This window comes from Comamonas sp. A23, from assembly GCF_004522605.1.
Classification (GTDB): domain Bacteria; phylum Pseudomonadota; class Gammaproteobacteria; order Burkholderiales; family Burkholderiaceae_C; genus Comamonas; species Comamonas thiooxydans.
In genome coordinates this window covers 239,505-261,818 of record NZ_RSDT01000002.1, presented here as the reverse complement: position 1 = coordinate 261,818, position 22,314 = coordinate 239,505, and the positions used below count along the sequence as shown (strand labels likewise).

The following is a 22,314-nucleotide window of genomic DNA, read 5'->3' as shown; positions in this document are numbered from 1 at the left end:
GCGGCCATGACCGAGACCGTGAAGCTGTGTGCCAGTGCCGATCTCGTCGATGGCGGCCGGGCCGTTGGCTTCGAGCTGCTCTATGCGGGTCAGAGCAGCCGCGCTTTTGCCATCCGCTATCAGGGGCAGGTTCATGCCTATCTGAATCGCTGCAGCCATGTCCCCATGGAAATGGACTACCAGGAAGGTCAGTTTTTTGACGATTCCGGTCGCTGGCTGTTGTGTTCTACCCACGGAGCTGCCTACGAACCTGACAGCGGCGCCTGTGCAGGCGGTCCTTGCCGCGGTGGGTTGGTAAAAATCGCCTTGAGCGAAAGCGGCGGCTTGGTGCGCTGGCATACTGGGCCACAACTGAAACCTCTGAAGTTTTGAGATGAGTACTCCTGACAACCATGATTCCCAGTCGCATGTGACGCCGGGCGCGGACCTCTGGTCCAAGGCGTCTGCTGCGTCCGCTGAGGCACCCGCCGCTGCGGCCAAGGCCTCCGGGAACGGGGGCTGGGAGCGCGATGTGCTGGAAAAGCTGGTGTTCGCCTCCATCAAGGAGCAGCGGGCGGCAAGGCGTTGGCGCTTTTTCAGCCGTCTGCTGTGGTCCGTGGTGGTGCTGCTGGTGATGTGGGCGGTGTTCTTCAAGGATACGGCCACCAAGACCAGCACCTCGCCCCATACCGCGGTGGTGGAGATCAAGGGCGAGATCGCCTCGGGAGCGGACGCCAGTGCCGAATTCGTGGTGGCTGCCATGCGCAGCGCCTTTGAAGATTCGGGCTCGCGCGCTGTGGTGCTGCTGATTAACTCGCCCGGCGGCAGCCCCGTGCAGGCAGGCATCATCAACGACGAGATGACGCGTCTCAAGGCCAAGTACAACAAGCCTCTGTATGCAGTGGTCGAGGAATCCTGCGCCTCGGCGGCCTACTACATTGCGGCGGCGGCCGATGAGATCTTCGTCGACAAGGCCAGCATCGTGGGCAGCATCGGCGTGCTCATGGACGGCTTTGGCTTTACGGGCGTGATGGACAAGGTCGGCGTGGAGCGCCGCCTGCTGACGGCCGGTGAGAACAAGGGCTTTCTCGATCCGTTCAGCCCCATGTCGGCGCAGCAAAAGGAATTTGCGCTGCAGATGCTGGAGCAGATTCACCAGCAGTTCATCGGCGTGGTCAAGGCCGGTCGTGGCGACCGCCTGCATGAGACCCCCGAAATGTTCAGCGGACTGTTCTGGACTGGTCAGCAGGCCGTAGAGCTGGGTCTGGCCGACAAGCTGGGCAGCCTCGACTATGTGGCGCGTGAGGTGGTCAAGGCCGAGGAAGTCATAGACTACACCCGCCGCGACAACGTGGCCGAGCGCCTGGCCAAGCGCTTTGGCGCCGCCATCGGCGAGGGCTCGGTCAAAGCCATGCGTGGCCTGGTGCCTAGCATTCGCTGATAAGGCATTAAAAAGCCGCTAACCCTTTGTCAGATAAGCGCCGGTAGCTATCAAAAAAGCCTGCGGCCAATGCCGCAGGCTTTTTTGATTTCAGGCGCTCAGCGGCCTATGGCGAACACCACCGGTGTTCGGTTGTCGGGCGGGGTATTGCGCTGGCGCCATTCGCGCACCAGATGGCTTTCGATGCGTGCTGTCTCCAGCGTCAATCCGCTGGCCAGGGCCAGTCTGGTATTGGGTTGCAAGGTTTGCAGCAATGCCTGCCAGAGGGCTGCATTGCGGTAAGGCGTCTCGATGAACTGCTGGGTCTGGCCTTGGCGCAGGGCCAGGCTCTCCAGCTCCTTGATGCGGGCCGTGCGTTCGGAGCCATCCTGAGGCACATAGCCGACAAAGGCGAAGTTCTGGCCGTTGAGGCCGCTGGCCGCCAGGCCCAGCAGCAGCGACACCGGTCCCGTCAGCGGCACGACGCGAATGCCCAGATCATGGGCGGCACGCACGATGGAGCTGCCGGGGTCGGCCACGGCGGGCATGCCCGCCTCGCTGATCAAACCCATGTCCTGTCCGGCCAGGGCCGCTGCCAGCAGGGGCTTGGGGTCGAAGACGGCCGCGCCCTTGTTGCCATGGTCGCCTTTTTTGTGGGCTTCGCGGGGCAACTCGACAATGTTCTGGGCCTGCAACGGAGCAGCCAGCGGGAACAAGGCGTCGATGCGCTTGAGATAGGCGCGTGCGGTCTTGGCGTTTTCGCTGATCCAGTGAGTCAGAGAGGCGGCGCGGCGCAGCGTGCCCTCGGGCAGTACCTCGGTCAATGCAGTCTGGCTTTCGCAGCCGAAATCAAGTGGAGCGGGTACCAGATAAAGGGTGCCTGATTTGCTTTTCGGTGTTTCGCTCATGGCAGAACCACTCCTGCGGCGCGCAGCAACTGGCAGGTGCGGATCAGCGGCAGGCCTATCAGTGCCGTGGGGTCGTCGCTGACGATGGCATCCAGCAGGGCGATGCCCAGGCCTTCGCTCTTGGCCGAGCCTGCGCAGTCATAGGGTTGCTCGGCGCGCAGATAGCGCTCGATCTCGACATCGCTCAGTTCACGAAAGCGCACTTGCACCGTGACCACGCTGGATTCCGTGAAGCCGGTTTCGGCACAGCTCACGCAGACGCCGGTGTGGAAATTCATCTGGCGGCCGCTCATCTGGCGCAACTGTTCGGTGGCGCGCTCGTGGGTGCCGGGCTTGGACAGGGGCTGGCCATCGAGCTCGGGCACCTGGTCGGAGCCGATCACGATGGCGCCGGGGTGCAACCGGGCCACGGCCTGTGCCTTGGCTATGGCCAGGCGCAGACTCAGGTCGTGGGGTGTTTCGCCGCTGAGCGGGGTTTCATCCACTTCAGGAGACACCGTCTCGAACGGCAGTTGCAGGCGGCTGAGCAGCTCACGGCGGTAGCGCGAGGTGGAGCCAAGAATCAATGGACGCTCAAGTCGTCCGGCAATCAATAAGTCGGGCATTGCGGGATTCTCTTACACTGGCTGCATGAGCAAGGATTTTTCTGCGACCCGGCTGGATGTGCGTGCTTTCGCGCAGGCTGAAGGTCATTTGCATGGTCAGGCACCATTGTCGGACTTCAAGCGTCTGGCGGCCGATGCGTTGGCGATTACCGGCGAGCAGCCTCTGGTGCGCTGGGAGGCCGAAGGCGAGCTGGTGGAGCAAAAAGGTGGCAGCGGCCATGTGTGGCTGCACCTGAGTGCCGAGGTGGCTTTGCCGCTGACCTGCCAGCGCTGCCTGACCGAGGCCGATATTCCCCTTTACGTGGATCGGTCATTTCGCTTCGTTCCGGACGAAGCGACGGCAGAACTGGAAGATGACGATAGCGATGAGGATGTGCTGGCATTGAGCAGCGAGTTCAATCTGCTGGAGTTGATTGAGGACGAGTTGCTGATGGAAGTGCCTGTAGTGCCTCGCCATGAGGTCTGCCCGGTACCCGTCAAGCTGGAGGTCAGCGATGACGCCTTCGAGCAGGCCAACGAGCAAAAGGAAAACCCTTTTGCCGTGCTGCAATCTCTCAATGTAGGCAAGTCTGCCGACTGATCCATCCCATGGCACGGTGGGGATTTGATTTTGCCTGGGCCGCGAAAAGCGTTTGCGCTATAATCGTGAGCTTCGCGCGAAACCCCCTCGTGTCTTTAATGGGCTGATCGCGTTTTTTTAGGACTTGCACGGACAAGGGCGCACTCTCACTCTCGGTGGGGGCGTTGAAAGGCAGAGTTTTTTGCCCGGCCTTGCTGTGTGAGTCGTGTTACCAACCCTTTCAAGATACACAGGAGCCATCATGGCTGTTCAGCAAAACAAGAAGTCTCCCTCCAAGCGCGGCATGCACCGTTCGCACAACGCACTGAATGTGCCTGGCATCGCTGTCGAAGCCACTACCGGCGAGACACACCTGCGCCACCACATCAGCCCCAACGGCGTGTACCGTGGCCGTCAAGTGCTGAAGAACAAGTCCGAAGCCTAAGCGACGACTGCATTCGCAAAGCCTGTTGCTACATTTTTTGTAGCAACAGGCTTTTGTTTTTATGGGAGATATTTGCAAAGCCTGTCATGACGGGCATGGCTGCAAAATCTCAATGCTGGTTTTGCAAATAGCTTCTGTTGTGGTCCTCGGATCCTTCAATTCATCATCCCAAGCCTAATTGGATTTGTCAGTCGCCCATGATTAATTTGGCTGTTGACTGCATGGGGGGCGATCATGGCCCCCGCGTCACGCTGGCCGCGTGCCGTCAGTTTCTGAATTCACACCCCGATGCGCATCTGCTGTTGGTCGGCAAGGCCGAGGAGTTGGCCGGCTTCAAGCATGAGCGCGTGACCCTTGTTCCCGCCACGGAAGTGGTGAGCATGGATGACCCCGTTGAAATAGCCCTGCGCAAGAAAAAGGACTCGTCCATGCGCGTGGCCGTGCAGCAGGTCAAGAATGGTGCGGCTCAGGCTGCAGTGTCGGCGGGCAATACCGGGGCGCTGATGGCAATCTCGCGCTATCTGCTCAAGACTCTGGAGGGCATCGATCGTCCCGCGATTGCCTTTGGTTTGCCCAACGCCAAGGGCAGTGACACCACCATGCTGGATCTGGGGGCCAATGTGGACTGCACGGCAGAACATCTGCTGCAGTTTGCGGTCATGGGCTCGGCCCTGGTGTCTGCGCTCAAGAATACGGAGGCGCCCAGTGTCGGCCTGCTCAATATCGGTGAAGAGCTGATCAAGGGCAGCGAAGTCATCAAGCGTGCCGGCGAGCTGCTGCGCACTGCAGGCGATGCGGGCAACCTCAATTTCTACGGAAATGTGGAAGGCAACGACACCTTCAAGGGTGTGGTGGACATTGTCGTGTGTGATGGTTTCGTTGGTAACGTTGCACTCAAGACCACCGAGGGGGTTGCCTCGATGATCTCGGGGATTCTCAAGGAAGAGTTCAAGCGCAACATCTTCACCAAGATTGCCGCCATCATTGCCTATCCGGTGCTATCTGCGCTTATGAAGCGTGTTGATCATCGTCGTTACAACGGTGCTGCCTTGCTGGGTCTGCGCGGGCTGGTCTTCAAAAGCCATGGCTCGGCTGATGCAATGGCATTCGAGCATGCTTTGAACCGCGCGTATGATGCGGCACGCAACAACCTGCTTGACCGTGTCCGCAGCCGTATTGCTGCTGCCGCACCTTTGCTGCTGGCAGCGCAGACGGAATCTGGAACTTCGGCGCCCTGATAGAAGACATGAGACGCTACGCACGCATCATTGGCACCGGCAGTTACCTGCCGCCCCGCCGCCTGACCAATAACGACCTCGCAGCCGAGCTGGCTCAGCGCGGCCTGGAAACCTCGGACGAGTGGATCGTCGAACGCACCGGCATTCGTGCCCGCCACTTCGCCGAGCCCGATGTGACCAGCAGCGACCTGGCTCTTGAGGCCAGCCGCAAGGCCATCGAGGCCGCAGGCATCGAGGCTTCGGACATCGATCTGATCATTGTCGCCACGTCCACTCCGGACATGGTGTTTCCCTCGACGGCCGCCATCCTGCAGCACAAGCTGGGCATCAGCAATGGCTGCCCGGCCTTCGATGTGCAGGCCGTGTGCAGCGGTTTCGTCTATGCCCTGACGGTGGCCGATTCCATGATCCAGACCGGCGCTGCCAAGCGCGTGCTGGTGGTGGGCTCCGAAGTCTTCAGCCGTATCCTGGATTTCAACGACCGCACGACCTGCGTGCTGTTCGGTGATGGCGCAGGCGCCGTGGTGCTGGAGGCTTCCGACGAGCCTGGCATTCTGGCTACCGAGCTGCATGCCGATGGCAGCCATGTGGGCATTCTCTGCGTACCGGGCAATGTCTCCGGCGGCAATGTGCTGGGCGATCCCTTGCTCAAGATGGACGGTCAGGCTGTCTTCAAGCTGGCAGTGAGCGTGCTGGACAAGGCGGCTCGCTCCGCGCTGGAAAAAGCGGGTCTGACGGATGCCGACATCGATTGGCTGATCCCGCACCAGGCCAATATCCGCATCATGCAAAGCACGGCGCGCAAGCTCAAGCTGTCCATGGACAAGGTGGTGGTGACCGTCGATCAGCATGGCAACACCTCGGCGGCTTCGATTCCTCTGGCACTCGATCACGGCGTGCGCAGCGGACAGGTCAAAAAAGGCCAGACCGTGCTGCTCGAAGGGGTGGGCGGTGGCTTCACCTGGGGTGCGGTGCTCCTCAAGATGTAGCTGTAGACGCAATAAAGATAAGCGTTTCAGGCAATTTTTATACTAAGAAATATGAAGAAATTCGCATTTGTATTTCCTGGCCAGGGTTCGCAGTCCGTGGGCATGCTGGATGGCTGGGGGGATCATCCCGTCGTGGCTCAGACCGTGGCCGAAGCCTCCGAGGCTCTGGGCGAGGATGTGGGTCTGCTGATCAAGCAAGGCCCCAAGGAAGCTCTGGCGCTGACCACCAATACCCAGCCCGTGATGCTGGTTGCCGGTGTTGCGGCCTGGCGTGTCTGGCAGGCAGAAGGCGGTGCACTGCCGGATGCCGTGGCCGGTCATTCCCTGGGTGAATACTCGGCGCTGGTCGCTTCCGGCGTGCTGACGCTGGCTCAGGCCGCTCCGCTGGTGCGTCTGCGTGCCGCGGCCATGCAGGATGCCGTGCCCGTTGGCACGGGTGGCATGGCGGCCGTGCTGGCCCTGGATGCCGAAAAGGTCAAGGCGGTCTGCGCCGAAGTGACGGCTCAGCTGGGCGGTGCTGAAGTGGTGGAAGCCGTGAACTTCAACGATCCCGGTCAGACCGTGATCGCCGGCAGCAAGCTGGCCGTGGAGAAGGCCTGTGAAGCGGTCAAGGCGGCCGGTGCCAAGCGCGCCCTGCCTCTGCCGGTCTCCGCACCTTTCCACTCCAGCCTGATGAAGCCTGCTGCAGAAAAGCTCAAGGTCGCGCTGGCCGAGCTGACGCTGGCTACTCCTCTGATTCCCGTCATCAACAATATCGACGTCACCGTCCAGACGGACGCTGATGCGATTCGCGATGCCCTGTATCGTCAGGCCTTTGGTCCGGTGCGCTGGGTGGAGTGCGTGCAGGCCATCAAGGCTCGCGGCGTGACCCATATCGTGGAATGTGGACCCGGCAAGGTGCTGGCCGGCATGGTCAAGCGTATTGACGCCGACCTGACGGGTGTTCCCCTGTTTGATACAGCCACCCTGGCTGACGTGAAAGAATTGCTCGCATGACTGATAACCAGACCAAGCCCCAGGTTGCCCTGGTCACCGGTGCCACCCGTGGCATCGGTGCCGCCATCGCGCAGGAGCTGGCCTCCAAGGGCTATCAAGTGATTGGCACGGCCACATCGGATGCTGGTGCCGAAAAGATCAGCCAGGCTCTGTCCGCCTTCGGTGGCCGTGGTGTCACGCTGAACGTGACCGACGGCGCTGCCGTGGATGCCCTGATCGACTCCATCGTCAAGAATGACGGCGGCCTGCATGTGCTGGTCAATAACGCAGGCATTACCCGCGATACCCTGGCGATGCGCATGAAGGATGACGATTGGGATGCCGTCACCGACACCAATCTGAAGGCTGTTTTCCGAGTCAGCCGTGCGGCTATTCGTCCCATGATGAAGCAGCGTTTCGGCCGCATCATCAGCATCACCAGCGTGGTCGGTGCCTCGGGCAATGCAGGTCAGGCCAACTACGCCGCCGCCAAGGCTGGCGTGGCTGGCATGACCCGTGCTCTGGCCAAGGAGCTGGGCAGTCGCGGCATCACCGTGAACTGTGTAGCTCCGGGCTTCATCGCCACAGATATGACGGCAGATCTGCCAGAGGCGCAAAAGGCTGCGCTCAAGGCACAGATCGCCATGGGTGATCTGGGTCAGCCCAGCGACATCGCGCATGCCGTGGCCTATCTGGCTTCTGCCGGTGCCGGCTATGTGACGGGGCAGGAACTGCACGTCAACGGCGGCATGTACATGTAAGAAATTTCGGCAGTTTGTGCGGTGTTTGCCGCACTTGCTGCCAGAAGCTGAACACTTTTGCAAGTTCAGTGGCCGTTTCCTCGCGACGGCCAGCCGCCAAGGGGCTTCTCCCGAAACGGCTAGAATCGCGGGTTCATTCACAACCCCCTGAGGGAAACCATGAGCGATATCGAAGCACGTGTCAAAAAAATCATTGCCGAACAACTCGGCGTTGAAGAGTCCCAAGTGACCAACGAAAAGGCCTTCGTGGCTGACCTGGGCGCTGACTCCCTGGACACAGTGGAACTGGTGATGGCCCTGGAAGATGAATTCGGCATCGAGATCCCTGACGAAGACGCAGAGAAGATCACGACGGTGCAAAACGCCATCGACTACGCCAATACCCACCAAAAGGCCTAAGGTCTTTTTTCAGCGATCAGTTAAAGGTTTGAACGCATGAGCCGTCGTCGCGTTGTCGTGACCGGTCTGGGCTGCATCTCCCCCGTGGGTAACACGGTGGGCGAAGCCTGGGCCAATCTTTTGGCCGGCCAGTCCGGTATTGACCTCATCACCAAGTTCGATGCGTCGAACTTCTCCTGCAAGATTGCAGGTGAGGTCAAGGGATTTGATGTGGAGAAATACATGAGCGCCAAAGATGCGCGCTCCATGGATACCTTCATTCATTACGGCATCGCGGCTGCGGAGCAAGCCGTTCTGGACGCAGGCCTGCCCACAGGTGAAGCCCTGTCCGAAGACCTGGCCACACGCATTGCCTGCGTGATCGGCTCGGGCATTGGCGGCCTGCCGCTGATCGAGAACACTCACGCAGAACTGGCTGCCCGCGGTCCTCGCCGCATCACGCCGTTCTTCGTGCCTGCTTCCATCATCAATATGGTGGCAGGGCATGTGTCCATGCGATTTGGCTTCAAGGGGCCGAATCTGTCGATCGTGACAGCCTGCACCACAGGCCTGCACTGCATCGGCGAAGCCGGACGCATGATCGAATACGGCGATGCAGACATCGTCGTGGCCGGTGGCACGGAAGCCACTGTTTCGCCTCTAGGTGTGGGCGGCTTTGCTGCCATGCGTGCGCTGTCAACGCGCAACGACGACCCCAAGGCTGCATCGCGCCCCTGGGACAAGGACCGTGACGGCTTTGTGCTCGGCGAAGGTGCCGGTGTGCTGGTGCTCGAAGAGTACGAACACGCCAAGGCCCGCGGCGCCAAGATTTACGCGGAGCTGGCAGGCTTTGGCATGAGTGCCGACGCCGGTCACATGACCGCACCCAATATGGACGGCCCTCGCCGTGCCATGCTCAACGCTTTGCGCAATGCCGGTGTGAACCAGGATCAGGTCAACTACCTGAATGCGCACGGCACCTCCACGCCTCTGGGCGATGCGAATGAATCCAATGCCATCAAGGCGGCCATGGGCGAGTTTGCGAAGAAGAATCTGGTGGTCAGCTCGACCAAGTCCATGACGGGTCACCTGCTGGGTGGTGCTGGTGGTATCGAGAGCGTTTTCACCGTGATGGCGCTGCACGACCAGAAGATTCCTCCGACCATCAATCTGATCAACCAGGATCCCGAGTGCGATCTGGACTATTGCGCCAATACGGCGCGTGACGCCAAGCTGGAAGTTGCCGTGAAGAACAACTTCGGTTTCGGTGGCACCAACGGCACGCTGGTCTTCAAGCGCGTCTAAGTCGCTTCGAGCAGCTTCTGCACAGCCCGCACAGGCCCTGGCCTTGCGGGCTTTTTTCCATGTGCGGCTTGATCGTGCTTTCCCTAGCTTTGCTGCAGCCGGGTTTTCGCACATGGTCGGCCCATGAGTGCTCGCTACCATGCTCCAGCCGTTGCCTATGTCTTTGTCCGGCCTGACTGCGCCGGAGGACTGCTGCTGCTGACCGGGATGGTCTTGCTGATGGCTCTGCTGGTCTGGTGCCTGCAAGTCCAGTCGGGCTGGTTGCAGGTGCTGCTGGCTTTGCCGGCCTTGATCCTGGCCGCAGTGCTGCTTTGCGGACAGTGGCGCAACTGGCCGCAAGGACGTCTGCTCTGGAATGGCGAGCATTGGTTGTTGGAGGCCGAAAACCCGTCAACCGCTCGGTCACTGCCTGTGCGGCTGGCGGTGGGGCTTGATGGTGGCCACTGGCTTTGGCTCAGCGTTTCGGATGTTCTGGTGTTCAGGACCAAGGGCGGCAGGCGCCGGGTGCTATGGATTTTCCTGTCTCAACGACACAGCCCCGAGCAATGGGGAGACTTGCGGCGTGCGGTATATTCCTCCATCGTGCCGCTGGCAGAGCAGGGCTAGGCCCTCGCCGGTTATGGCAGCACGCCGCTTGGCCTTTCATGACACCTCCCGATTTTCCCACTCCCTCTGCCGACAGCGATCTGGCTTTGGTCGAACGAGCCAATGCTGGCGACACACGGGCTTTTGAGCTTCTGGTCATCAAGTACCAGCGTCGCATCGAACGTCTGGTGGGCCGCATGGTGCGCGATGTCGATCTGGTGCCTGACATCACGCAGGAAACCTTCATCCGCGCCTACAAGGCCTTGCACCAGTTCCGCGGCGAGGCCCAGTTCTACACCTGGCTGTACCGCATTGCCGTCAATACGGCCAAGAAGGCCTTGATGGAAATGCATCGCTCGCCGGTGATGACCGAGAGCGCGTTACACACTGGGGACGATGAGGATGAAACTTCTGTTCACAGACAGGAACTAACGACTCAGGAAACCCCGGAAACAGTGTTGGCGGCGCGTGAAATTGCCGAAGCCGTCAACGCCGCCATGGAGGCTTTGCCCGAGGATTTGCGTCAGGCGGTCACGCTGCGCGAAATCGAGGGGCTCAGCTATGAGGAAATCGCGCAGGCGATGGACTGTCCCATAGGCACGGTGCGCTCGCGCATCTTTCGGGCACGCGAGGCGATTTCGGCCAGGGTCAAGCCCCTGCTGGAGCGCCAGGGTGGAAAGCGTTGGTAGTACAGGCAAGACGAGCAGGTGAACTTCATGAATGACGATCTGATCAAGCAGGAACAGTTGTCGGCACTGGTGGATGGCGAGGCTTCCTCGGTCCAGATGCAGGCCGTGCTCTCCTATGCGGAAAGCGACGAAGGCCAGCAGTCCTGGGCCATGTACCACCTGATTGGCGATGTGCTGCGTTCTCCGGAGCTGGCCCATCACAGTCAGCACGATATTTTGAGCGGCGTGCGCGCCCATATGGAGCGTGAGCCGATCCGTGGCATTCATCTGCCCGGTGTGACCGCAGATGCGGCCAGTTCATTGAGCTTGGGTGGTCTGGAGCAGATCACAGCTGCCGAGGAACGTGGGCAGGCGCTGGGCAATGGCGCAACCGTGGTCAGCCTGCCTGCCCGTCAGGCGGCCAATGCATCGGTCTTTCGCTGGAAAATGGCAGCCGGCTTTGCTTCGGTTGCTGCCGTGGCAGCCGTTGGCTGGGGGGTCATGCTCGCAGGTTCGGGGGGGCTGTACGGCCGCCAGGGTGGGGCGCAACTCGCTGCTCTCAGCCCGAATGCCGTGGTGGCTGCCGCGCCTGCCGCATCGCTAGGATTGAGTCAGCCCGTTTCGGGCGGTGAAGAGACAGCCATGCCCCTGGGTTCGGAAGCCCAGTCTTCCACCGTAGTGGCAGTTGCTGGCCCCAACGGCCAGACCGTGATGCTGCGTGATCCGCGTCTGGACGAGTTGTTGGCTTCTCACCCTCAGCAAAGCAGCGCGCCCAATCTGCAGATGCCTGCCAGCTTTTTGCGCAATGCAAGCTTTGCCACGGCTACCCGCCATTGATGCTTCTGCGCACAGCAGTCTTAGGCCTGAAACGCATGGTTTTCAGGTCTAAGCTTTATGCAGCTTGCGTGCGAAGCTATTGATTTAGGATCTGTTGGGCGCAGATACTGTTTGATCTGTGCCCGATTTCACGGGCCGGAGCGCTTTCAGTTGATGGCTGCTTTTGCCAGAATGCGCTTCAATGCTCTCACCTGTTTTCTCTCATGGGTCTGATTTGGCGACCCGTTCTGTCCGACGACTCGAACAAGGAATAAAAACGATGCGCACACCATCCTGGATGACGCTCAAATCCCGTGTTTCGGCTACAGCCATTGCCAGTTCGATGGCGATCGCGGCCCTGGCCGCAGGAGGCATGCTGCCGGTTACAGCTGCTCATGCCCAAAGTGCTGCAACGGCGCGCGGGCTGCCGGACTTCACGGATCTTGTCGATCAGGTCGGGCCTTCGGTGGTCAACATCCGTACGCTGGAGAAGGTCTCCAACAACAGCGCCGAAGCTCTGGGCATGGATGAAGACATGCTGGAGTTCTTCCGCCGCTTCGGCCTTCCCGTGCCCAATGTGCCGCGTCAGCGCTCGCCCAAGGGCGGTCAGTCCGAGGAAGAGCAGCCACGTGGCGTGGGATCGGGCTTCATCCTCACGGCTGACGGCTATGTGATGACCAATGCCCATGTGGTCGATGGTGCCGATGAAGTCATTGTCACGCTGACCGACAAGCGCGAGTTCAAGGCAAAAATAGTCGGCGCGGACAAGCGCACCGATGTGGCCGTGGTCAAGATCGATGCCAAAGGGCTTCCCGCAGTCAAGATCGGCGATGTGAGCAAGCTGCGCGTGGGCGAGTGGGTCATGGCGATTGGCTCGCCCTTCGGACTCGAAAATTCGGTCACAGCCGGCATTGTCTCTGCCAAGCAGCGCGATACCGGTGACTATCTGCCCTTCATCCAGACCGATGTGGCCATCAACCCCGGCAACTCGGGCGGCCCGCTGATCAATATGCGCGGCGAGGTGGTGGGGATCAACAGCCAGATCTACTCGCGCTCGGGCGGCTTCATGGGCATCAGCTTTGCAATTCCCGTGGATGAAGCGATCCGTGTCAGCGATCAGCTGCGTGCCACCGGCAAGGTCACGCGCGGCCGTATCGGCGTGCAGATCGGCCCCGTGACCAAGGACGTGGCAGAGTCCATCGGCCTTGGCAAGCCAGAAGGCGCTCTGGTGTCGGCCGTCGAGCCGGACTCTCCCGCGGCCAAGGCCGGTGTGGAGGCGGGCGACGTGATCACCAAGTTCGATGGCAAGGCCATCGAGAAGGTCTCCGATCTGCCGCGTCTCGTGGGCAATACCAAGCCCGGCACCAAGAGCACCATTACCGTGCTGCGCCGCGGCAAGCTCAAGGAGCTGAGCATGGTGATTGCCGAAGTACCTTCCGACGAATCTGCCAAGACCAAGGCAGGCAACAGTGGTGCAGGCAAGACTCCATCCGGTACGCTGGAGAACAAGGCTCTGGGCCTGACGCTGAGCGAGCTGACGTCTGCACAGAAGAAGGAGCTGGCCATCAAGGGCGGCGTGCGCGTGTCGGCTGCGGTGGATGCCGCAGCCCGTGCCGGTCTGCGTGAAGGCGATGTGATTCTGCAATTGGCGAATGCGGAAGTCTCCGATCTCAAGAGCTTCGAGGCCGCCTGGGCCAAGGCCGACAAGTCCAAGCCCGTCAATGTGCTGGTGCGCCGTGGTGACTGGGCGCAGTATGTGCTGATTCGCCCTGCCAAATAAATGTGGCGAAAAGCCTGCATGGGCTTGTTGCCATTTCGTGATCTGAAATGACAACAAGCCCTCAGCCTGTCAGTGCCCCTATGCCATTGGGTAGAATCCCACGCAAATGCATGGTGGTTGGACGCAAAAAATCACGCTGACAGGCGGTTTTCAAGCGGTGCAAAAGCCTTTGCAATCTCCGGCTGCTGATGGCTAAACGGTGTTTTCTGGTTTGTGGATAATTTGTTGATAAATGAATTCGAAAATCACAAACCGAAACTTGTCAAGCCTTGCTGGGTCTTGGCTTGCGGCCAGTTTTGCCTACAATAAAGTCCCAACTATCGCAGTTGCCAGAGATTGTTGGTTAAGGGCGCGCCGCTTGAGGGACGCGCCCTTTTTTCTTGCTGCTGCAGGCCACTTTTTTCAATTCCAAAGCTGTCTTTCTCGTTGATGAATCACATCCGTAATTTCTCCATCATTGCGCATATTGACCATGGCAAGTCCACTCTGGCGGACCGCCTGATCCAGCGCTGCGGAGGCCTTGCCGACCGCGATATGGAAGCCCAGGTGCTGGACTCGATGGACATCGAGAAAGAGCGCGGCATCACCATCAAGGCCCAGACCGCTGCCCTGCAGTACAAGGCCAAGGACGGCAAGGTCTACAACCTGAACCTGATCGACACCCCTGGCCACGTGGACTTTTCCTACGAAGTCTCGCGCTCGCTGTCGGCCTGCGAAGGCGGCCTGCTGGTGGTCGATGCCTCCCAGGGCGTGGAAGCCCAGACCGTGGCCAACTGCTATACCGCGCTGGACCTGGGCGTGGAGGTATTCGCCGTCCTCAACAAGATGGACCTGCCCCAGGCCGATCCCGAGAACGCCAAGGCCGAGATCGAGGACGTGATCGGTATCGATGCCAGCGATGCCATTCCCTGCTCGGCCAAGACCGGCATGGGCATCGACGAGATCCTGGAAGCCATCGTGGCCAAGGTGCCGGCCCCCAAGGGCAATCCCGATGGCCCGCTGCGTGCCATGATCGTGGACAGCTGGTTCGACCCCTATGTGGGCGTCGTGATGCTGGTGCGCGTGGTCGATGGCGAGCTTAAGAAGAACGAGCGCTTCAAGATGATGGCCAGCGGCGCTGCCTACGAAGCCAACAACATCGGCGTGTTCACCCCGGCCAACCAGCCGCGCGACATGCTCAGGGCCGGCGAGGTGGGTTACATCATTGCCGGCATCAAGGAGCTGAAGGCTGCCAAGGTCGGTGACACCATCACGCTGGAAAAAAAGCTGCCCAACAACCTGGGTCCTGCCGAGAAGCCTCTGCCGGGCTTCAAGGAAGTCAAGCCCCAGGTTTTCGCGGGTCTGTACCCCACCGAAGCCTCTGAATACGACCAGCTGCGTGATGCGCTGGAAAAGCTGCAGCTCAACGATGCGGCGCTGCAGTTCGAGCCCGAAGTCTCGCAGGCGCTGGGCTTTGGCTTCCGCTGCGGCTTCCTGGGTCTGCTGCACATGGAAATCGTGCAGGAGCGACTGGAGCGCGAATTCGACCAGGATCTGATCACCACGGCCCCCAGCGTGGTCTACCAGGTGATCAAGGGCGATGGCGAGCTGATCGACGTGGAAAACCCCTCCAAGATGCCCGATATCGGCCGCATCCAGGAGATCCGCGAGCCCATCGTGACCGTGCACCTCTACATGCCGCAAGACTATGTGGGTCCGGTGATGACGCTGGCCAACCAGAAGCGTGGCGTGCAGATGAATATGCAATACCACGGCCGTCAGGTCATGCTGACCTACGAGATGCCTTTGGGCGAAATCGTGCTGGACTTCTTCGACAAGCTCAAGAGCGTCTCGCGCGGCTATGCCTCCATGGACTATGAGTTCAAGGAATATCGTGCTTCCGACGTGGTGAAAGTCGATATCTTGCTCAATGGCGAAAAGGTCGATGCCCTGTCCATCATCGTGCACCGCTCGCAGTCCGTTTACCGCGGCCGTGCCGTGGTGGCCAAGATGCGCGAGATCATCAGCCGCCAGATGTTCGATGTGGCCATTCAGGCCGCGATCGGCGCCAACATCATTGCGCGTGAAACCGTCAAGGCCATGCGCAAGAACGTGCTGGCCAAGTGCTATGGCGGCGACATCACGCGTAAGCGCAAGCTGCTCGAAAAGCAGAAGGCCGGCAAGAAGCGTATGAAGCAGATCGGTTCGGTGGAAGTGCCGCAGGAAGCCTTCCTGGCCATTCTGCAAGTGGAGGATTGATGCAAGTCATGCAGTGGATCACGGCCGCCATCCTGGCGGCCTTTGTAGGCTATATCGCGGCCTGGTATACCGGCTCCATCGAAGGCAACTTCGCACTGCTGCTGTTTCTGGCAACCGTGGTGACCGGGGTGTACTGGCTGGCCGAGCGCTTTTACTTCTGGCCTCGACGCCGCGCGGCTGCGGCTGCGCTGGAGCAGGCCGCGGTCGAGCGCCGCGCCGAGCTGGACCGCATGGGCATTGCCAAGACCGACATCGAAGTCTCCGAAGACGCCAAAGGTCGCATCCTCATGCAACCCTGGTGGCTGGATTGGACCGCCGGTCTGTTCCCGGTGATCGCCATCGTCTTCGTGCTGCGCTCCTTTCTGTTCGAGCCGTTCAAGATTCCCTCGGGCTCCATGATTCCGACGCTGATGGTGGGCGACCTGATCCTGGTCAACAAGTTCACCTACGGCATCCGCCTGCCCGTGATCAACAAGAAGATCACCGAAGGCAACAAGCCCCAGCGCGGCGATGTGATGGTGTTCCGCTACCCGCCCCAGCCCACGCTGGACTACATCAAGCGTGTGGTGGGCGTGCCTGGCGATGAGGTGGCCTATATCAACAAGCGCCTGAGCATCAACGGCAAGGAGCTGCCCACCCGCGAGCTGCCGGACTTTCTGGACCGTGACGTGATGCGTTACTTCAAGCAGTTTGAGGAAACGCTGGGCGAGCAGCCGCACCGTGCCATCGTCAACAACGATGTGCCGGCCTTCATCCAGGGGGCGAGCAATTTCGACTTCAAGGAAAACTGCCGCTACAGCGTGGAAGGCGTGACCTGCAAGGTGCCCGAGGGCCATTACTTCATGATGGGCGACAACCGCGACAACTCGCTGGACTCGCGCTACTGGGGTTTTGTGCCCGACCAGAACATCGTGGGCAAGGCCTTTTTTGTCTGGATGAACTTTGGTGACCTGAGCCGTATCGGCCGTTTCCACTGAGCACCGGCAATCGTTTCGTCATTTTTTCTGGGATACACGGGCAGAAACATGCCCGGCTTGAGAGGGGAAAAGCATGAAAAATCTGGCATTGCGCTCCAGGCAGCGTGGTCTGTCCTTTATCGGCCTGGTGTTTCTCGTGGCCGTCATCGTGGCGGTTGCCGCAATTGGCGCACAATCGGTGCCCGTCTTCCTGGAGTACCAGGCCATCACCAAGGCGGCCAACAAGGCCGCCGCTGAAGGCAGTACCGTTGCCGAAGTCAAGGCCAGCTTCGATCGTTCGGCCTCCATTGATGATTTCAAGTCCATCTCCGGCAACGATCTGAACGTGACCAAGGTCAACGACAAGATCGTCGTGGGCTTCGAGTATTCCCGTGAGATTCATCTGGCAGGCCCTGCCTACCTTGTTTACCGTTTCAAGAAATAGACCTTTCAGGTGGAACCTGCTCTAGTCGCTCTGCAGCAAAGGCTGCAACATCAATTTGCCAATCCGGCGCTGCTGCAGCGTGCCATCACGCACCGCAGCTTTTCGGCCGACAACAACGAGCGACTGGAGTTTCTGGGCGACTCGGTGCTCAGTCTGGCCATCTCCAGCTTGCTTTACGCCAAGCTGGCCTCCATGCCCGAAGGCGATCTCTCGCGCGTTCGGGCCAATCTCGTCAAGGAAGGCACGCTGCACAAGATTGCGCTGAAGCTGCAGCTACCCGATCTGCTGCGCCTGGGCGAAGGTGAGGCCAAGTCCGGCGGCAAGCAGCGTCCCTCCATCCTGGCTGATGCCGTGGAGGCGCTGATCGGTGCCGTCTACCTCGATGCCGGCTTTGCCGCAGGCGAGAAAGTCGTCCACCACCTCTTCGAGGGCGTGGACATCAACCCCCATATGCGTGCGGCCGACAAAGACCCCAAGACCGCACTGCAGGAATTGCTACAGGGCAAGCGCATGAAGCTGCCGCAATACCATGTGGTGGAAATCAGTGGCGCGGCGCACAAGCAGACCTTCAAGGTCGAGTGCACGATTGCCGAATGGAATATCAGCGCCCAGGGCTCGGGAGCATCCCGTCGCATGGGCGAGCAGGCAGCCGCCGCTGCCTTGCTGGAAAAAGTGAAAGCCAAAAATCCATGACCGATGCTGCTAAGAAAAAGATAGCGGGCACCGCAGGTGCAGAAAAAGCCAAGGGCCAAAAGGGCCCCAAGTCTGTGACTACCGATATCAGCGACCCCAGCCTGGACTACATCAGCGCCATGCTGGCCGCTGCCAAGCCCGGTAGCACGCCGACTGCCATCCGCGATCAGGAGGAAGAGGCTCCGGCCCGCGTCTACGCGCCCGAAGAGCAGCGCTGCGGCCTGATCGCCATCGTCGGCAAGCCCAATGTGGGCAAGTCCACGCTGATGAACGCGCTGGTGGGCCAGAAGATCTCCATCACGTCGCGCAAGGCCCAGACCACGCGCCACCGCATCACCGGCATCCGCACCAAGGACGAGACCCAGTTCGTCTTTGTCGATACCCCCGGTTTCCAGACCAAGCATTCCACCGCTCTGAACAAGTCGCTCAACAAGACCGTGATGGGCGCGATCGGCGATGTGGACCTGATCCTGTTCGTGGTGGAGGCGGGCAGCTTCACGCTGGCCGATGCCAAGGTGCTGAGCCTGTTCAAGCCCGGCATTCCCACGCTCTTGATCGCCAACAAGCTCGACACCGTGGGTCGCCGCGCCGAGATCGCCCCCTGGCTGCGCGACATGCAGGAGCGCCATCCTTTTGCCGAGTTCGTGCCCATGTCGGCCAAGAACAAGAAGGATATCGAGCGCATGTATGGCATCTGCGCCAAATACCTGCCGCAGCAGCCCTGGTTCTACGGCGAGGACGAACTGACCGACCGCAGCGAGAAATTCCTGGCTTCCGAGACTCTGCGCGAGAAGCTGTTCCGCTTCACGGGCGACGAGCTGCCCTATACATCGACGGTGGTCATCGACAAGTTCGAGGAAGAGCCCAGCCCCAAGTTCGGTCGCTTCATGCGCATTGCCGCCACCATCGTGGTCGAGCGCGACGGTCACAAGGCCATGGTGATCGGCCAGGGCGGCGAGCGCCTCAAGCGCATCTCCACCGAAACCCGTCAGGAGCTCGAAAAGCTGCTCAATGCCAAGGTGTTCCTCGAAGTCTGGGTCAAGGTCAAGTCCGGCTGGGCCGATGACGAGGCCCGGGTCAAATCCTTCGGCTACGAGTAAAACTTTTTGACCCCCACGCTCGCTCACTGCGTGTGCTCGCTGCCCCCCGAGGGGGCCCTGACCCGGCTTAGGCCGGGTTTTGCCTTGGGGCGGCCCGGCGGCAAAACCACCCCCTTCACATTTTTGTTGTGGTACGGAGCAAGTCATGGCTAGCGCCAAACGCGTCGGCGACGAACCCGCATACATCCTGCACCAGTACGACTGGAGCGAATCCAGCCTGATCCTGGAGGTGTTCACGCGCCATCGCGGGCGCGTGGCGCTTGCGGCCAAGGGCGTCAAGCGCCATACCTCCAACTTTCGCCCCGTCCTGCTGCCGCTGCAGCCGCTCAAGCTCAGCTACACGCTGGGAGCAGAGGGTAATGCCGAGATTCATAGCCTGAAGGGGGCGGAATGGGTGGGCGGCCATGTCATGCCCCAGGGCGATGCGCTGTGGTCGGGCATGTATCTGAACGAGTTGCTGCTGCGCCTGCTGGCGCGCGATGACCCTTATACGGCGCTGTTCGATATCTATGCCGGTGTGGTGCGCGTGCTGGCTGGTCAGCATGGCGGCACGACCGAGGCCATCGAACCCGTGCTGCGCGCCTTCGAGCTGGTGCTGCTGCGCGAACTCGGCCATCTGCCCGATCTGAGGCAGGAAAGCGCAACGCTCAGCCAGCTCAACAGTGTTTTGCGTTACACCCTGGTGGCCGACGGCGGCCTGCGCCAGGCCGCCGGCTACGAGCGCGCGGCGTTGAGCGGCCAGCAGTGGCAGGCCATAGAGCTGGCGCTGCAGGCCGAGCAGCCATTTCCGCGAACCCTGAACGCACTGGCCGAGCCCGAAGTGGCCCAGGCCTTGAAGCCGCAATTGCGCCATCTTCTGCAATACCATTGCGGCTCAACCATGCTGCGCACCCGCCAGCTGATGATGGATCTGCAATCGCTATGAATACCTCTGCCTCCCCACGCACCGCGCTTTCGGTCAATGTCAACAAGGTGGCGCTGCTGCGCAATACCCGCCATCTGGGCATTCCCTCGGTGACGCGTGCGGCGCAGATCTGCCTTGAAGCGGGAGCGCAGGGCATCACCATTCACCCGCGCCCCGATGAGCGCCACATCCGTGCGCAGGATGTGTTCGAGCTGCACGAGCTGCTCAAGAACTGGCCTGGCGCCGAATTCAATATCGAAGGCAATCCCACGCAGAACCTGATGGATTTCATCCGCCAGACGCGTCCGCATCAGGCCACTTTCGTGCCCGACAGCGAAGACCAGTTCACCAGCGACCATGGTTGGAGCTTTCCTCAGGATGCCGAACGCCTCAAGCCCTTGATTGCCGAATGCAAGGCGCTGGGCGTGCGCGTGAGCCTGTTCATGGACCCCATCCCCGAGCAGATGGCGGCGGCCAAGGCTGTAGGTGCCGACCGCGTGGAGCTCTACACCGAGCCTTTTGCCGCCAACTGGGGCAAGGCCGAGCAGGAGCAACAACTGCAGACCTATGCCAGGGCCGCGCAGGCCGCGCTGGATGCCGGGCTGGGCATCAATGCCGGCCATGACCTGAATCGCGACAATCTGGCCGCCTTTGTGGCCCGGGTGCCGGGTCTGGCCGAAGTCTCCATCGGCCACGCCCTGATTGCCGATGCACTGGAGCTGGGCTATGCCGAGACCGTCAAGGCCTATCAGGCCTGCATCGACGCTGGCATGGCAGGCAAGAATTCCTGAAAAGATAGCTGTCAGCGCTTTGTGGGTAAGCGTTTAAGGCCTTTTTCTCTATAAGGATCCATGGATGATTTACGGCATCGGCACCGATATCTGCGATGTGCGCCGCATACGCGCAAGCCTGGAAAAGCATGGCGAGCGTTTTGCCCGCAAGGTTCTGGCCGATGGCGAACTGGCGACCTGGAAGGCGCGCAGCGAGCGCTGGCCCGAGCGCGGCATCCGCTATATGGCCACGCGCTTTTCGGCCAAGGAAGCTTTCAGCAAGGCCGTGGGAATGGGCATGGTCATGCCCATGACCTGGCGCCATTGCGAAGTCATCAAGCTGCCCAGTGGCCAGCCTGCGATTCGTCTGCATGGCGAACTCAAGGAGTGGTTCGAGAAAAACAATCTGACGGCGCACCTGTCCGTCACCGATGAATCCGACTACGCAGCCAGCTTTTGTGTCGTCGAAAGAAAAGAATGAAATCAGCCTCTGGTGCCTGATACATAGGCGCTGACAGCTATGGAAATTTTTAAATCATGAGCATGCATGCACCTCTGATCATTGATATTGCCGGCACATCGCTGACTGATGTGGACCGCGCGCGCCTGGCCCATCCTCTGGTGGGCGGCATCATTCTCTTCAAGCGCAACTGGGAGGACCGCAGCGCGCTGGTCCAGTTGTGTGCCGATATCAAGGCCGTCAAGCCCGATCTGCTGATCAGCGTGGACCACGAGGGCGGCCGCGTGCAGCGCTTTCGCACCGATGGCTTCACGCATATTCCGCCGATGCGTGCCTTTGGCGAGATGTGGATGGACGACGGCGTGCGCAGCGGCAAAGGTAAAAAATACCGCGAAGGCAGCGGCGCCATGCGGGCCATGAACGCCGCCACGGCCGCCGGCTATGTGCTGGGCACGGAGCTGCGTGCCTGCGGCGTGGACTTCAGCTTCACGCCCGTGCTGGACCTGGACTATGGCGAATCCTCGGTCATCGGCGATCGCAGCTTTCACCGCGACCCGCGCGTGGTGGCCGCTCTTGCCAGGAGCCTGATGCAGGGTCTGCTGCAGGCCGGCATGGGCAACTGCGGCAAGCATTTTCCCGGTCACGGCTTTGTGAAGGCCGACTCGCATGTGGACATTCCCGTCGACAAGCGCAGCCTGACGGCCATCCTCGACGAAGACGCCGCTCCCTATCCCTGGCTGTCCAGCGTGCTCACGGCCGTCATGCCCGCCCATGTGATCTACCCCAAGGTGGACAAGCGCCCGGCGGGCTTCAGCGAGAAATGGCTCAAGGACATTCTGCGCGCCCGTCTGCGCTATGACGGAGCCATCTTCAGCGACGATCTGAGCATGGAGGGCGCGCGCCGCATCGACGGCGCACTCATCAGCTACACCGATGCCGCGTTGACGGCCCTGAATGCGGGCTGCGACATGGTGCTGCTGTGCAACCAGAGCCTGGGTCTGGGCGAGCATGTGGACGAGTTGCTGGACGGCATGGATGCCGCGCTGCGCGACGGCCGCTGGGTGCCCGATATCGACTCCGAGTCGCGCCGTGTCTCGCTGCTGCCCGACACGGAACCTCAGGCCTGGGACGATCTGATGCGCCAGCCTGCCTATCTGCAGGCGCTGGATCTGTTGCCCTAGGCGGCACTGAGCTGGCCCGCCATCCGCTGCCTTTGACGCAAGGGCAGCGGATTTTTTTATGCCTTTCGAAGGCTGGGCAGGTCGGCTGCTGAAATTTAAGTCTGGCCTCAGTTAGCCGGCTTAGGGTGTGCTCAGAAGCCTGGCAGTGGCATCGCC

The 22,314-nt window shown here is 60.8% G+C and carries 25 protein-coding genes; 23 read left to right on the top strand and 2 right to left on the bottom strand.

Features of this window, described 5'->3' with window-relative positions; genetic code table 11:
- Positions 1–6: 6 nt before the first annotated feature.
- Positions 7–372, top strand: coding sequence for a Rieske 2Fe-2S domain-containing protein (locus EIC84_RS05685; RefSeq protein ID WP_003067706.1), 366 nt, complete (start codon positions 7–9; stop codon positions 370–372).
- 1 nt (position 373) lies between these two features.
- A complete protein-coding gene (locus EIC84_RS05680; protein WP_003067704.1) occupies positions 374–1,420 on the top strand; it encodes a S49 family peptidase in 1,047 nt (348 codons plus the stop codon).
- A 98-nt stretch (positions 1,421–1,518) separates the two neighbouring features.
- On the opposite strand, the gene EIC84_RS05675 is transcribed toward EIC84_RS05680, so the two are convergent.
- Positions 1,519–2,307, bottom strand: coding sequence for an SAM-dependent methyltransferase (locus EIC84_RS05675; RefSeq protein WP_003064164.1), 789 nt, complete (start codon positions 2,305–2,307; stop codon positions 1,519–1,521).
- Complete coding sequence (locus tag EIC84_RS05670; protein ID WP_012837261.1) at positions 2,304–2,912, bottom strand: Maf family nucleotide pyrophosphatase; 609 nt, start codon at positions 2,910–2,912, stop codon at positions 2,304–2,306. The genes EIC84_RS05675 and EIC84_RS05670 overlap by 4 nt, the downstream gene beginning before the upstream one ends.
- Positions 2,913–2,937: 25 nt before the next feature.
- On the opposite strand from EIC84_RS05670, the gene EIC84_RS05665 reads away from it, so the two are divergent.
- From EIC84_RS05665 to nagZ, 21 genes are all read left to right on the top strand, one after another.
- Entirely contained in the window at positions 2,938–3,492 is a 555-nt protein-coding gene (locus EIC84_RS05665) for a DUF177 domain-containing protein (RefSeq protein ID WP_003064170.1), read from the top strand.
- A 241-nt stretch (positions 3,493–3,733) separates the two neighbouring features.
- The gene (gene rpmF, locus EIC84_RS05660) at positions 3,734–3,916 is read left to right on the top strand and encodes a 50S ribosomal protein L32 (RefSeq protein WP_003058062.1); all 183 of its coding nucleotides are present in this window, start codon (positions 3,734–3,736) and stop codon (positions 3,914–3,916) included.
- Between the two features lie 197 nt (positions 3,917–4,113).
- Complete coding sequence (plsX, locus tag EIC84_RS05655) at positions 4,114–5,154, top strand: phosphate acyltransferase PlsX (protein ID WP_034361823.1); 1,041 nt, start codon at positions 4,114–4,116, stop codon at positions 5,152–5,154.
- 8 nt (positions 5,155–5,162) lie between these two features.
- Positions 5,163–6,143, top strand: coding sequence for a beta-ketoacyl-ACP synthase III (locus EIC84_RS05650; protein ID WP_003064176.1), 981 nt, complete (start codon positions 5,163–5,165; stop codon positions 6,141–6,143).
- A gap of 51 nt (positions 6,144–6,194) precedes the next feature.
- Positions 6,195–7,139, top strand: coding sequence for an ACP S-malonyltransferase (fabD, locus tag EIC84_RS05645; protein ID WP_003064179.1), 945 nt, complete (start codon positions 6,195–6,197; stop codon positions 7,137–7,139).
- Positions 7,136–7,879 (top strand): 3-oxoacyl-ACP reductase FabG, encoded by a 744-nt coding sequence (gene fabG, locus EIC84_RS05640; RefSeq protein ID WP_003058052.1) that lies wholly within the window; start codon positions 7,136–7,138, stop codon positions 7,877–7,879. Before fabD ends, fabG begins: the two co-directional genes overlap by 4 nt.
- 159 nt (positions 7,880–8,038) lie before the next feature.
- The gene (acpP, locus tag EIC84_RS05635) at positions 8,039–8,278 is read left to right on the top strand and encodes an acyl carrier protein (protein WP_003058049.1); all 240 of its coding nucleotides are present in this window, start codon (positions 8,039–8,041) and stop codon (positions 8,276–8,278) included.
- Positions 8,279–8,314: 36 nt separating this feature from the next.
- Positions 8,315–9,562 (top strand): beta-ketoacyl-ACP synthase II, encoded by a 1,248-nt coding sequence (fabF, locus tag EIC84_RS05630; protein ID WP_003057981.1) that lies wholly within the window; start codon positions 8,315–8,317, stop codon positions 9,560–9,562.
- Between the two features lie 123 nt (positions 9,563–9,685).
- The gene (locus EIC84_RS05625; protein WP_003064184.1) at positions 9,686–10,168 is read left to right on the top strand and encodes a hypothetical protein; all 483 of its coding nucleotides are present in this window, start codon (positions 9,686–9,688) and stop codon (positions 10,166–10,168) included.
- A 38-nt stretch (positions 10,169–10,206) separates the two neighbouring features.
- Complete coding sequence (gene rpoE / locus EIC84_RS05620) at positions 10,207–10,836, top strand: RNA polymerase sigma factor RpoE (protein ID WP_003064186.1); 630 nt, start codon at positions 10,207–10,209, stop codon at positions 10,834–10,836.
- A 27-nt stretch (positions 10,837–10,863) separates the two neighbouring features.
- Positions 10,864–11,652, top strand: a complete 789-nt coding sequence (locus EIC84_RS05615) for a sigma-E factor negative regulatory protein (RefSeq protein ID WP_003064189.1) — start codon at positions 10,864–10,866, stop codon at positions 11,650–11,652.
- Between the two features lie 259 nt (positions 11,653–11,911).
- Positions 11,912–13,411, top strand: coding sequence for a DegQ family serine endoprotease (locus tag EIC84_RS05610; protein WP_003064192.1), 1,500 nt, complete (start codon positions 11,912–11,914; stop codon positions 13,409–13,411).
- A 429-nt stretch (positions 13,412–13,840) separates the two neighbouring features.
- Positions 13,841–15,649 carry a translation elongation factor 4 gene (lepA, locus tag EIC84_RS05605; protein ID WP_003064195.1) on the top strand — a complete coding sequence of 603 codons (1,809 nt, stop codon included), beginning with the start codon at positions 13,841–13,843 and terminating at the stop codon, positions 15,647–15,649.
- The gene (lepB, locus tag EIC84_RS05600; protein WP_003064198.1) at positions 15,649–16,626 is read left to right on the top strand and encodes a signal peptidase I; all 978 of its coding nucleotides are present in this window, start codon (positions 15,649–15,651) and stop codon (positions 16,624–16,626) included. The genes lepA and lepB overlap by 1 nt, the downstream gene beginning before the upstream one ends.
- Before the next feature lie 73 nt (positions 16,627–16,699).
- Positions 16,700–17,050, top strand: coding sequence for a DUF4845 domain-containing protein (locus EIC84_RS05595; protein ID WP_003064200.1), 351 nt, complete (start codon positions 16,700–16,702; stop codon positions 17,048–17,050).
- A gap of 9 nt (positions 17,051–17,059) precedes the next feature.
- Positions 17,060–17,743: a ribonuclease III gene (gene rnc / locus EIC84_RS05590; protein ID WP_003057967.1), complete on the top strand. Its 684-nt coding sequence runs from the start codon at positions 17,060–17,062 to the stop codon at positions 17,741–17,743.
- Positions 17,740–18,843, top strand: coding sequence for a GTPase Era (gene era, locus EIC84_RS05585; protein ID WP_003064203.1), 1,104 nt, complete (start codon positions 17,740–17,742; stop codon positions 18,841–18,843). The genes rnc and era overlap by 4 nt, the downstream gene beginning before the upstream one ends.
- A gap of 145 nt (positions 18,844–18,988) precedes the next feature.
- The gene (gene recO / locus EIC84_RS05580) at positions 18,989–19,768 is read left to right on the top strand and encodes a DNA repair protein RecO (RefSeq protein WP_003064206.1); all 780 of its coding nucleotides are present in this window, start codon (positions 18,989–18,991) and stop codon (positions 19,766–19,768) included.
- Positions 19,765–20,538: a pyridoxine 5'-phosphate synthase gene (locus EIC84_RS05575; protein WP_003064209.1), complete on the top strand. Its 774-nt coding sequence runs from the start codon at positions 19,765–19,767 to the stop codon at positions 20,536–20,538. The genes recO and EIC84_RS05575 overlap by 4 nt, the downstream gene beginning before the upstream one ends.
- A 64-nt stretch (positions 20,539–20,602) precedes the next feature.
- Entirely contained in the window at positions 20,603–20,998 is a 396-nt protein-coding gene (gene acpS / locus EIC84_RS05570) for a holo-ACP synthase (RefSeq protein ID WP_003064212.1), read from the top strand.
- A gap of 56 nt (positions 20,999–21,054) precedes the next feature.
- Entirely contained in the window at positions 21,055–22,158 is a 1,104-nt protein-coding gene (nagZ, locus tag EIC84_RS05565; RefSeq protein WP_003064214.1) for a beta-N-acetylhexosaminidase, read from the top strand.
- Positions 22,159–22,314: the final 156 nt, after the last annotated feature.